Below are 12,810 nucleotides of genomic sequence, written 5' to 3'. Positions count from 1 at the left end.
CGCCCCGCGCGTCGTGCTGGCCCGAACGCGCGGGGCGATGCCCACGCGGTTAAACAATTTAGAAACCCTTCACGGCGTTGCGGGGGCGCTGCCAAGAAATGAAATGCTCTTACACTCAGCCAACTCGGCGAATCACAGAGCCAAAGTCATTGTCTGGCCTCTACAATCCCAAGAAACTTAAACATGCAAACAATGAACGGCGATAAACGTGAACTTCAAGCACGACCGTCTGTTCCCGCGATTACTGCTGAGCCCTACATGAACGTCGCAAGTCACATCAAAAGCGACTCATCGCCTGAAATACCCCATGCCTCCATCGGATCAAAACCCAGGATCTATGTGGTTGAGGATGATGTCGCGGTTCGGGAATCACTCACTTGGATGCTGCGCAGTGTTGATGCGGAAATCAGAGGCTATACGCTTCCCAGTGAAATTCTCGATGTTCGCCCGCTGCCGGGGCCGAGTTGCTTGATCGTTGATCTCCGCCTACCAGAAATGGACGGATTGACGCTGTTAGGAAGACTCCGCGACCTTGGTTGGGAGATGCCGTTTATCGTGATCTCCGGGCATGGCGATATTTCTGTTGCAGTGGATGCGATGCGACTCGGAGCGATCGATTTCTTGCAAAAGCCGGTCGATCGCGACGCAATTAGCCGAACAATCCAGGATGCGATTCAACGCGATCGAGAGCGAATTATTGTCGCAGACCGTTTTCAATCGATCGGCCATCGACTGGCGACGCTAACCAAACGAGAAACCGATGTGCTACGAGAAGTGGTCGCAGGCCAGCTAAACAAGGAAATCGCGATCAAGCTTGGGATCAAGGTAAAGACAGTTGAAACGCATCGAGCAAACGTGATGCGAAAGCTAGCGGTTGATTCGGTGGCCAAATTAGTCCAGACGACAATGGAGTATCGCCAATTCAAACGCGGCGGCTTGGGAGCCAAAGATTAATTGCCAAACTCAGGGTAAATCCTGAGGCACGCAACGATGGTCATCGCCGATAACATCAATGCGGTTGGCAAGGGGCACGTTAACCCAAACGCTGCGGTGGAGGCATCCACCGCAGCGTTTTTTTGTACACGGTTTGCTTTTGTACACAGTTTGCTTTTGAAAATGGGGTGGTGGACAGCAGCGAAAGAGAATCCGACAACATCATTCAATTTAAGAACTATTCCGGCTTTCACGGTAATAGACGTTTCGGAAAATATCACGAATCAATGACACATGGTTAGCTTTGCCCAACGAACGCGCGATCTCGCCAACAAAAACGCGATCATTTCAATCGTTGTCCTGTTGCTAGGCCTCCATTCAGTCACGCTTGGCTTTTGCAATTCGCCCGACAAGCCCAAGGAGATCTTTCGAAGTGTTCGCGAATTGTCGAAGTGGTCACGCAAAGGCAAGTCAATGGAAGCAGTCTTTGATCTGCAAGCCCACATCGTTCTGACGGGTCCAAAATGGTGTCGGCTGATCGTTCAAGACAAGAAAACCCCCGTCGTGTTGACGATTCCAAAGACCATGGCGACTCGGATCTGCAAGATCCCCGTTGGCACGCGATTGCGTCTTCGCGGTCAATCCTCTCGAGACGAGAAAGGAAAAACAACGAATGTTTTGCAATTCTTCGCTGATGATTTGAACGCAGATGTGATCGAGCCCGAAGCAGCGAAGTTGGCACCGGGAACCAAGGGCACTCCACTGAATCGATTTGCCGTCGCGGAGGGTAAGATTCAAGAGATTCTAAATCTTTTCCACCGAACCTACTTGATCGCAAGCGAAAAGGACTACCAATTTGGAGTCAAATTCTATCTCGACAATCACCGTCTCTCTTCCCAGCAAGTAGGCCAACGGTGGAGATTTGAAGGCTGCCTACGACGTAATCGAAGCACTGCACCAAACGCTCCGCTGCATGAACTTGTTCTGATGAATGACTTGCAAATGAGTCCCATTCCTGAGTCAAAAGAGAAAGAGACTCAAGATCTGGACGCGGTAGAGATGCCAAAAGCGTTTGAGGGACTGGTTGTTTTTTCTGACAGTTCACGCAATCTAGGCATCATCAAAGGTGATGAGAGAATCTGGATTAAAACCAGCCTCGGGAGCAACCTTTCGTATGGATCCAAGGTTCGCGGCGTTGGCAGTCCAGTCTGGAACCATGGACTTGATGTGGCGTGCTACAAATCGCTGTACATGGAAACGTTTGCCGGAAATCGCTTGACGATTCCAGAGCCAACCCAGGTCGATGGTGTTGATGATCTCTTTGCGATGTCTCGCTTGCCAACACGAGTTCGTTTGAAAGCCACCGTTGATTATTGCATCTTCAACGAGGCAACGATGGATCTACATCTGGTCGCAAACCAACACGAAGCGATCGTAAGAATCCCCACCAGCGCGGATTCGCCAACGCCTTCGTTTGGGATCCTCGCGGAAGGGACTGAGATTGAATTTGTTGGTTTGCCGATCCTTGACCTGATAACGACGCGCGAACGAAAACTTGCCGGTGACTACACGATGCGGATTCATGTCGGTTCCGCCGAGGATGTTGTGATCATAGATCGTCCAGTGAATGTCTCTAGCAATCGGTTGCTGGCTGGCGGCGGTTTGCTTTTTGTTGGTCTCGCCAGCGTGGGGTTCTGGATCGTTCGGCTTCGTCGCCGCGTCAAAGTCAGCGATCGCAATTTGACCGAGTTTGATCATCACATTCAAACGGCGTTTGGGGCGATGCAGTGCGGCTTTCTGATCGTGGATGAACAATCGCGAATCATCAGATCCAATCATCGATTGAGTTCGTTTTTTGGGGTCGAGCCATCGTTGAATTCCTGTTTGCGGGAATACCTGACAAGTGTTGATCAATCGATCGAACCGGCTTCTGGCATGTCTGACCTGATCGACGCGGGCGGTCACACCCCGGGACGAGCCCTATCTGCTGAATTTTTCTTAGAAGATTGCCAGCGTACCATTCGAATCTTCCACTGTCCCATTGAGTTAGACTGGACGAACGGTTCTTCAAAACTTTGGCTCTTCGAAGATGTGTCTGAAAAGCGACGGCTTGAATCAGAGCTTCATCAGTCACAAAAAATGGATGCGGTTGGACGATTGTCTGGTGGCATTGCACATGACTTTAACAATCTGCTGACGGTCATCGATTCCTCGCTTGCAATGATCCGCGGAGACGCTTTCGACAACGACACGGACAGGAACCATCTTGGTTTGCAAGCTGCCGAATTGGCGGTCAAAAGAGCATCGGAGTTGACTCAGCAACTTCTCGGTTTCGCACGCCGTCAACGCTTAGAAAAAAAACGAGTCAACGCTGTTTCGCTGGCCGAAAATGTGGAGCTCCTTGCGTCGCGAATCATTGGATCAACACAGGATTTTTTGGTCCAGCGTGAATGCGATCGTATCATGCTGAATGTCGATCCCAACCGTATCGAACAAGCCATTTTCAATCTTTGCATTAACGCGATTGACGCCACCAGGCAAACGGATGGTCGTGTCTGTTTGACGATTGCAAGCGAGATGCACGCTGTCTACGGTTGGAGTGCTCGTTTTACGGTCGCTGACAACGGTCCGGGGATCAGTCGTGATGATCAACAATTCATTTTCGACCCGTTCTTCACAACAAAGCCTCTGGGGCAAGGAACAGGATTGGGACTGTCCGTGGCACTCGGAATTGTCCAACAACATGGTGGAAGGATTGAATGCCAATCGAACAGCGAAGATGGGACGCAGTTTAGCGTTGTTCTACCCGCCATCGCAGAAGACGTTTTGGTCGATGGGGATACGAGTCAACAACAGATAGAACTGGATCCAACGTCAAGTTCCCTAGAAAGCTCGTCACAGCAAACGCCTTCGTTGTCGGTTCTGGTGGTGGAGGACGAACCGAGTGTCCAAACGGCATCCTGTTCGATGTTGGAAAAGTTAGGCCACCAGGCTGATCCAGTTGCGAGCGCCGTGTTGGCGATCAGCCGATTGGCTTCAAACAGTTATGATCTGGTGCTTTTAGATCTGATGCTCCCCGAGATGTCGGGTGTCGAAGCATTCCACGAAATTCGGTCTTGTTGGCCTGACCTACCAATCTTGTTTTGCAGTGGAAGAATCGACGCGGAAGATGTCATTCGAGATGGCTGCGGCGCGGACGCTGCCGTTCTGCTTGCTAAGCCGTTCACGGTCGATCAACTAAAATCAATGTTGGATTCGGTAATGCTAAGCAGTGCTGACTCCAAATCATGATTCTGGAAACAGAAAATCTTGAAAACAAACGGGGCGGATGAACCTCTCTAAACTGGCGTAACCGACCGACGTGCTGCGGCCATCCAAGCTGGCTGGATACGGCCCACCATGATGCGTCGCCGGGCCAATTTCCATCCCCGTCGGCCAACCGTTTCGAATAATCCGACCAGCGAAGCGCGTCGCATGTTTCAACCACTCCGATTCAAAATTTCTGTCTTGATCGGTCGCGTGGATCGTGGTGGTTAACGAACCCGTAAACCGACCGGCGATCCGCAGCATTTCTTCAGCATCTTTGCATCGCACCAACAAGGATACCGGGCCAAACGTTTCAAGCGATATCAGGTCATGTTCGATCGCCGATTCCGCATCGACCGAAAACCAATGTGGCCCGCGATGCCACGGACCAGCACCAGGCATTTGATTCTCTACGATCGTTTTCACGCCCGCAGTTTGCTTCAGTTGATCGATACCGCGGTCAAAATTCTCGGCAACGCGTTTGCTAAGCAGCGGCAGAGGTGTTTGCTTAGAAAGAATCTCAGTCGTGGCTTTCACGAAGGGATCCATCAGCGACTCCACCGCGACAACGACACCTGGTTTGGTACACATGTGGCCGTTTCCAAAGCGAAGTGATGACGCGAAGCCGTCAGCGATGGAATCGGAATTTTTCGTGATCGCGTCCGGCGCAAGAAACACAGGGTTGGTGCTGCCAAGTTCCGCAAAGATGGGAATCGGTTGATCGCGATCCAAAATCGCTTTGGCAAGTGCGCGGCCGCCCGCCGGGCTGCCGGTAAACCCGACACCCGCAATCTGCGACTGCTGGACCAACGCCACTGAGGTTTCGTTTTCTTGCCCATGCAACAGCGAGAACGTTCCCGCCGGCAATCCTAGCTCTGCGACCGCATCTTCCACGATCCGACCCAGTAAATCACAAGTACCAGCATGGCTGGGATGTGACTTGACGACCACCGGACATCCGACCGCGATCGCTGCGACAAAGTCGTTGCCGACGACCGAGATCGCCAGCGGAAAATTGCACGCACCGAATACCGCGATCGGACCGAGCGGCACAAATCGTCGGTGCATCGACGGTTTGGGAATTGGTTTGCGATCGGGATCAGCCGGATCCGATGCTGTCACATCCCAGATCCGTTCTCGAGTCAAGCGAGCAAAAAGCTTTAGTTGGCCAACGGCTCGATCGAATTCACCTTCGACTCGAGGTTGCAAATAGCCAGTTTCTAATTGGCATCGCTCGACGATCGCTTCACGATGACTTTGCATCCGATCGGCAACCAGTAACAACAAATCGGCGCGAACGTTTTCATCTTGATTTCGCAAAACATCAAACGCTTGTTTCGCCGCCTCGCAAGCCGAGTCGATTTGATCGACCGTAGCTTCACAAAAGTCGCCAGAAAGCGGTTCGCCGGTCGCAGCTTCGTAGGATTGAAAACGAGATAGGGTCATGGCTGATGCGCTTTTGGTTTTCGTTAAGGAACGTGCCGCTTTTTATAGTCGCCTTTCGCTCCGCGAAAGCAGCGAATCCTCCGCTCGGTCCTAAATTTCGATTCGTACAACGACATTCTTGAACGCTGGCGTGCGGCTTTGCGGATCGATATGTCGCGACACCAATACATTGGCTTCGGGATAGTACATCAACGCGTTGCCGCTGCGGATTTCTTCGTAGCCTCTCGCAAAAATGTTTTCAAGCCGGCCAGTTTCGCTGATGACCGTGACGCGTTGATCGTGTGTCAAACCGAACCGTTTCAAATCGTCGGGATGCATCAAGATGACGTCGCGGCGGTCTTGGTTTCGATACAGGTCTTCTTCCTCGTAGACGACCGTGTTGAATTGGCCTTCGCTGCGAACCGTCATCATCCGCAGTTCGCGGTCGCCGCAGCCGAGCAACTCGGGCAATTGATGCGTGTGCATCACCGCTTTGCCATCGTCGGTGGCAAAGCTGGGCGAGTGGAAAGTGCGGCCTTCGATTTGAAATTCCTGTTTGGTGTTTTCGATCTCCTTGATCTTCTCGTAACCAGGAACCACCGATCCGATCCAGTTTCTTAGTGTCGAAGTCTCTTTCATCGAATCCCACTGCATGCCCGGTTTGTCTTTCGCAATTCGCTCGCCAATAGCCGCAATGATCTCGACTTCTGAACGTGGTCCTGGGACTCGGCGAGGTCCACCATCGGACAATCGTACATAGTTGAACATCGATTCTTGCGTTGTTGACTGGGGTTCTTCATCGCGTGCCAGCACGGGTAACACGATCGTGTCTTGAGCCAATCCGTGGGCGTGCCCTGTGTTCATGGTCGTGTTCAACATCACGTTCAGTTCCAATTTCGACAGCGCGTTTGCCGCGAACTTTGCATCGGGATTGGAACCATAGAGGTTTCCACCTAAACAAAAACCAACCTTGATCTCGCCAGTCGCCGCCGATTCGATGCACTGCATCGTGTCTTTCCCATCGGTTGTCGGCAATTCAACGCCGTACTTGGATTGCAGCGAATCAAACAAAGCCTGTTTTAGTTTTGGCGTCACACCGACGCTGCCGATGCCTTGCACGTTGCTGTGACCGCGGATCGGCATCAAGCCGCAACCGGGTTTGCCGATCATTCCACGCGCCATCGCCAGGTTCGCGATCGCCTGCACATTCTCGACTCCGTTAGCGTGGTGTGTGATACCCATCGTCCAACTAAAAATGCTCTTTTCAGAATCGGCGTAGACGTTCGCGATCGATTCAATCTCGCTGCGATCGACACCAGACTTGGATTCAATTTCCTGCCAAGTCAACGTCTCGACGGCAGCAAGCCATTCATCGACTCCGTTGCAATGATCGGTTAGGAACGAATCATTCAAGTTGCCGGATCGCATCAGTGCTTTTGCGATGCCCCACAACAGCGGCAGGTCGCCACCGATGTGCGGTTGCACGTAATGCGATGCGATCTTGGTGCCCAACAATAGGGAAATCGGATCGCTGGGAACTCGGAATCGAACCAAACCGGTTTCTCGCACCGGGTTGATCACGATCACCTTGCCGCCGCGTCTGCGGACGTGCATCAGGCTGGTCATCAAACGTGGGTGATTGCTGGCTGGGTTTCCGCCGATCAACCAAACCAAGTCTGCCTTTTCGATGTCTTCCAATTCAATCGTCGCGGTGCCGCTGCCGACCGCAGATTGAAGCCCCACACCGCTTGCTTGGTGACAGTAGTAGCTGCAATTGTTGACGTTGTTGGTGCCGTAGACACGAGCGAGCAATTGCAACAAAAAACCAGCTTCGTTGCTGCTGCGGCCACTGAAGTACCAGAACGTTTCGTTGGGATCGACGGAGGTAAGTTTGTTGGCGATCGCGTCGTAGGCGGTTTGCCAGGTGATGACTTCGTAGTGCGACTGGTTCACTTGATGCCGCAGCGGATGAATGATCCGGCCCAACGATTCTAGTTCTCGTGGGCTCAATTTCTTGAGGTCTTCGATCGAATTTCGTTTCCAAAAATTGGGATCGATCCCGGGCTGCATATCCGCCGCCATCGCCTGCATGCTTTTCTTACAGACCTCTGGAAACGCACCTTGTTCATTGACCATGCCACCTTTTTGGCCACCCATACCAAGCGCGCAAGTCTTGCATGAATTGCGAGACCGAAGCGCCTTGTAAAGCTTCCAGACACCGCCCGCCTCGCGTCCTTTCTTCCAGGTGTATAGGATCGCACGAAATCCACCACCGCTACCAACTTTCATCTAAGTTTTCCTTTGCGTTGTCTCTGAAGCGTTCTAAGTGTAGGCCGGAACAAGCCGCTTCGGCGCAGTTCCGGCAATCCAACGCCGTATCATGCAATTGCCGGAACTGCGCCGAAGCGGCTTGTTCCGGCCTACACAGGCTCGATCGCACGGCAGACTACTACGCCTCACCGGTATGACAAACAACCACGAAAGCGAGCACCTCTTTTTGTCGATAATTTTTTTGTCTAAATCCTCCCCACAACACGATCGCTATCAAACGCGACTTCAACGAGGATTAGACAAAAAAATTGCAGACAAAAAGAGGTGCCGTAGAAACTGCGTTTGACTCTGCGGGCAAGGCCCGAATGGCACTTCATTCAAAAGTTGCCTGGTAGTTTGATTCGCGTTTCGACGTCAAAGCATGTTGGTCATTTTGCAATGGACGTAGGCCGGAACAAGCCGCTTCGGCGCAGTTCCGGCAATCCAACGCCGTACCATGCAATTGCCGGAACTGCGCCGAAGCGGCTTGTTCCGGCCTACGTAAGCGCAGTGCAGATTAGAGGAACATTTCCAGCATGTTGACACGCATTTCCACTTGCTGTACTATCGAAATAGGACACCAGGTCAGCTATGGCGTGGTTGTCAAAAATTTCTCGGTTGTGGTCTGTGTCGATGTTCTTTTCAATTGATCCATCGGATGAGGTGCCGATCTACGAACAGATTGTTCGTCAGGTCAAGTTGGCGGTAGCCGAGGGGGCGCTCGTGGGTGGGCAAATGATTCCCAGCGTTCGGCAATTGGCTGGCGAGCTTGCGATCAATCCCAACACGATCGCTCGAGCTTACGGACAATTGCAAACCGATTTGGTGGTCGAACCCTTGCGTGGCCGCGGTCTGATCGTGCGACGTGACGCCATCAAACGATGCACAAAAGCTCGTAACGCGATCGTTGGCGACGCTCTGTGCCGCGTTCTGGACGACGCAATCTCAGGTGGCATGACTGCCGACGAACTGCGGGCACAGTTCGAGGCGGAACTTTCCAAACGACTCTCTTCGGGTGAAGGATCCTAATCATGAATGTTGCGGTTCAACTGGGGCATGTGACCAAACGTTTCGGCACCAAGACGGCACTCAACGATGTGTCGCTGCGGGTGCCCGAAGGGGTTGTGTTTGCTCTGCTGGGAGAAAACGGTGCGGGCAAGACGACGATGATCCGCATCCTTACCGGCTTTCTGGCTCCCGATAGCGGGATTGCCATGGTGTTGGGGCATGATTGCAAGAATAACGCGATGCAGATCCGGCAAAGCATCGGTTATGTCTCCGACGCACCGGCACTTTATGACTGGATGCGGCCCGAAGAAATCGGCTGGTTCACTTCGGCGTTCTACGATGATTCTTTTCCGAAGCGTTTTTTGGAATTGTTGGCGGAGTTCGACATTCCCACGGGAACGGCGATCAAGAACCTTAGCAAAGGGCAACGCGCCAAAGTGGCGCTAGCACTGGCAACTGCACACGACCCGAAGCTGTTGATTCTGGATGAACCGACCAGCGGATTGGACCCAATGGTTCGGCGGCATTTTTTGGAATCGATGGTGGACCGTGCGGCCGGTGGACGGACGGTGTTGTTGTCGAGTCATCAGATTAGTGAGGTCGAACGCGTGGCCGATTGGGTTGCCATCATGCACGCGGGGAAACTGAAAGTGGTACAGCCGCTGGAAACGTTGAAGTCTTCCACTTCGATCGTCACCGCGACGCTGGACCAGCCCGATGCGGTCGCACCGCTGCCGCGCGGAGACGTTCTCACCGAAACCCAAAACGGTCGGCAGGTTCGCTGGGTCGTCAGTAACTTGGCGGACGACTGGAAAACGGACTTTGGTGATTCGTCCGGCGTCACGAATCTGGGCAGCGTGTCGGCATCGCTAGAAGAAATCTTCATTGCGGTTTGCGATGTGCGGGCGAAGCGACCAAAAGTGCTTCCGGCTGAACCGGATTCAGTGGAATCGTTGGCGGAGGTTTCGCCAGTGAATTCGAGCGACGAGGTGGAGTCATGAGCGAGCAATCGTTGCCGCTTGAATCTTTGCCGAACAGGCGGCCTTCGCTGATGCGTTCGTTGGCCTGGAAAGATGCGAAGATGATTGTGCCGCTCACCGTCGCCATCGTCATCGCGGTTGTGGTGTTCAACATCGTTGGACTGGGGGCTTCGTTGTTAGCCGATCTTTCGTCGCAAAACCGATTGGTTGCTTCGACGATGATCTGCTGTTTGCTTTCCTACTTGTTCGCATTGGGCGTTGCGCCAACGTTGGTTGGAAACGAAGAAGAAGCGGGGACGCTGGCATGGCTGCGGACGTTGCCGGTGGGTTGGGCAAGCGTCACGTTAAGCAAGCTGTGGGTGTCGGTGGCGGGGTTGATGTTGGTTTGGTTCGTTGGCGGGATCTTGCTGCTGTTGCAGTTTTTGATCATTGCCAATGGACCCAAGGAGACGTGGGTTGACGATTTGTTGTCGCCCACGGGTGCCGAGATCTTGCAGGCATCAACTGCGGTTGCAATGAGCTTTTTGATCTTGGCGATCAGCTTCGTTTGTTCGTTTCTATTCCGTTCACCGATGGCGGCGGTGGTTGCCTTTTTTCCGGCATTCGTTGTCATCATGCTGGGGATAAGCTTTGTCAATGAGCAAATGCTTGAAGTCGGGTTTGGAATTTCGTATGGACGTTTCGTAAATTTTACGCCGAGTGTTCAAGCAGCCATGGTGGCGGTGCCTATGGTCGCCTTCGCCGGTTTGATCGGAATGATCTATGTTCTTGCTTGGCAGAGACTGCGGGGTCAAGGACGTTACGAGCATTGGACGGCGCGGTCGCAGGCTGCGTTTCAATTGCATGAGGCACCGGTTTCCATGCGGTTGCAGCGACCATCGATCAACGGCGCGTTGTTTTGGCAACAAATTCGTCACATCGGTCCGTTCGCTGTTCCCTTGCTGATAATCAGTTTGGGTTGCTGCTTGTTTGCGAGCTGGAACATGTCGCATTCGATCAATCAAACCCGCGTTCTTGGGCTGGCCTTTGGTTCGATCGTGATCGGATTGAGTGCGACGTGGATCGGCGGATTGACATTCTTTAGCGACAACGTTCGCCGCAGGGTCGCCTTCTTTGCCGACCGAGGTGTTTCGCCCAGTCGGTTTTGGTGTACGCGAGTGGCGGTGTCGGGTGCGTTCTTGTTGCTGCTGATTGGATGCGTCGCGATTGGTTTTTGGATGAACCAGGATAAGACTAGCGAGCTATCTTTGGTGGTGATCGCGATCGTATTGTCGATCGCTTGGTCTCAGTCGGTGTTGATTTCGATGGTGGTCAATCGTCCGATCTTGGGACTGTTTGGAGCGGTGGTGTTGTGGGCGATTTGGCCGTTTTCGGTGGGATGGTTCTATGCCATTTATCAAGACTACTTTTGGACGCTCGGCTTTGCCGTTCCGGTTTTGCTGTTCGCCAGTTGGCGGTTGTGTCGGTTTTGGATGAACGGGGAAACGGGAAAGAAGTTTCAAGCCCGCAGAATCGCCTACCTTGCTTTGGCGTTGGGCCTGCCGATGTTTATCACGCTTGGGCATCGCTACGTCACGTTGCCAGCGACTGATTCGGTGTGGCGTAATCAGATGAGAAATCAAGATCTTCCCGCACCCAAAAAGTTGCTCGCCAAAACGAGTTGGATGCCATGGTCCAGTGCTGTTTCAATGGATGCACTATCGCCCTTGTCGCGATCTGGTCGCACATTTACACCAGCAAATTATGTAGGTCGGCTGGCCAATGAAGAACAGGAGAAGGAATTATTAAATCGAATAGACCAAGAAATTGCTGAGCAAGAATCCATCGGCGATCACATTTCCTGGGCAGAACTAAGTCAGGTGCTAGTCGGATCCACTCAAGCAACACCCTGGATTTCGCAGTGGCATACTTCACCCAATCGTTGGATAGAAATAGCCGCGCAAGATTTGCTGAGTTACGATCCGAGCGAGGTTCAAGTCAAATCCGTGGAAGCATTGTTGGTTTGGTCAACGCGAGCGAGACAGATGATCGTTCAAGGCGACGAGGGAATTGAAACACTGTTGCGTGTGGCCGAACCGTCGGAGCAGTTGGCGGTATTATCAATGCTTTGGTGGAACGAATCGCCAGAAACAGCGGCAGAGATTGAGCGACTTCGTGAGCTACTGCCGACCGATCAGCTTCGCCGAGAATCCCGCCGGATCGCGATCATTGATCATTGGCAGACCTTTGACCGTCAGCCGTGGGATTTTGATTCCGGTGCAGTCAAGAACTTTGCCGGGGACACGATGCTGACGCGACAAACCGGGTGGTTAAGAATCGAACAAATACGTAGCGAGCGAATGGTCGATCAAGCGATTCGTGACCTGCTGTACCGAATTGAATCGGCAAACCATCTCGCAGGTGATCCGGAAGCCGTTTGGTTTGCGCGTCGTTGGAAGCAAGCGATGTTTGGACCATTGGATGGAAAAGAAGAATTACGCATCACCAATGTGTCCCGATCGAGCACCATGATTCCCTGGGTACAGAGTTTGAGTGATCACGAGCAGCGGATTAACGCGTTGTACCGCCGCTAGGGTTGATGTCGTTGACGTAGGCCGGAACAAGCCGCTCGGCGCAGTTCCGGCAATCCTATGTAGATCAATGCAATTGCCGGAACTGCGCCGAAGCGGCTTGTTCCGGCCTACACACGCTCGATCGCACGGCAGACTACTACGCTTCACCCGTATGACAAACGACAGCGAAGGCGAGCAACCAATTTTTTTGACATCAATTTTTTTGTCTAAATCTTCCCCACAACACGATCACCATCAAACGCGACTTCAACGAGGATTAGACAAAAAAATTGCAG

At 52.7% G+C, this 12,810-nt stretch carries 8 protein-coding genes; 6 read left to right on the top strand and 2 right to left on the bottom strand.

Annotated features, from left to right (window positions below; all coding sequences use genetic code 11):
• The first annotated feature begins 183 nt into the window (after window positions 1-183).
• The 3 genes from RC85_RS17035 to RC85_RS17025 are packed head-to-tail and all read left to right on the top strand — an operon-like array spanning window position 184 to window position 4,224.
• Window positions 184-954, top strand: a complete 771-nt coding sequence (locus RC85_RS17035; protein ID WP_084422768.1) for a response regulator transcription factor — start codon at window positions 184-186, stop codon at window positions 952-954.
• Between the two features lie 36 nt (window positions 955-990).
• Entirely contained in the window at window positions 991-1,224 is a 234-nt protein-coding gene (locus RC85_RS27535) for a hypothetical protein (RefSeq protein ID WP_068264997.1), read from the top strand.
• 3 nt (window positions 1,225-1,227) lie between these two features.
• Entirely contained in the window at window positions 1,228-4,224 is a 2,997-nt protein-coding gene (locus tag RC85_RS17025; RefSeq protein WP_068264996.1) for a hybrid sensor histidine kinase/response regulator, read from the top strand.
• On the opposite strand, the gene RC85_RS17020 is transcribed toward RC85_RS17025, so the two are convergent.
• Window positions 4,219-5,685, bottom strand: coding sequence for an aldehyde dehydrogenase (NADP(+)) (locus RC85_RS17020; RefSeq protein WP_068264994.1), 1,467 nt, complete (start codon window positions 5,683-5,685; stop codon window positions 4,219-4,221). The two genes, RC85_RS17025 and RC85_RS17020, sit on opposite strands and share 6 nt — an antisense overlap.
• A 90-nt stretch (window positions 5,686-5,775) precedes the next feature.
• Window positions 5,776-7,953, bottom strand: coding sequence for an FdhF/YdeP family oxidoreductase (locus RC85_RS17015; protein ID WP_068264990.1), 2,178 nt, complete (start codon window positions 7,951-7,953; stop codon window positions 5,776-5,778).
• A gap of 654 nt (window positions 7,954-8,607) precedes the next feature.
• Between RC85_RS17015 and RC85_RS17010 the strand changes: the two genes are divergently transcribed.
• The 3 genes from RC85_RS17010 to RC85_RS17000 are packed head-to-tail and all read left to right on the top strand — an operon-like array spanning window position 8,608 to window position 12,535.
• Complete coding sequence (locus tag RC85_RS17010; protein ID WP_068264998.1) at window positions 8,608-9,003, top strand: GntR family transcriptional regulator; 396 nt, start codon at window positions 8,608-8,610, stop codon at window positions 9,001-9,003.
• A gap of 2 nt (window positions 9,004-9,005) precedes the next feature.
• Complete coding sequence (locus RC85_RS17005; RefSeq protein WP_068264988.1) at window positions 9,006-9,983, top strand: ABC transporter ATP-binding protein; 978 nt, start codon at window positions 9,006-9,008, stop codon at window positions 9,981-9,983.
• Window positions 9,980-12,535 (top strand): ABC transporter permease, encoded by a 2,556-nt coding sequence (locus RC85_RS17000; protein ID WP_068264986.1) that lies wholly within the window; start codon window positions 9,980-9,982, stop codon window positions 12,533-12,535. The genes RC85_RS17005 and RC85_RS17000 overlap by 4 nt, the downstream gene beginning before the upstream one ends.
• Window positions 12,536-12,810 lie beyond the last annotated feature (275 nt).

It is taken from the genome of Rubripirellula obstinata, assembly GCF_001642955.1.
Taxonomy (GTDB): Bacteria; Planctomycetota; Planctomycetia; order Pirellulales; family Pirellulaceae; genus Rubripirellula; species Rubripirellula obstinata.
Note: the sequence above shows the minus strand (reverse complement) of the source record. Positions and strands in the feature narration are given on the sequence as shown.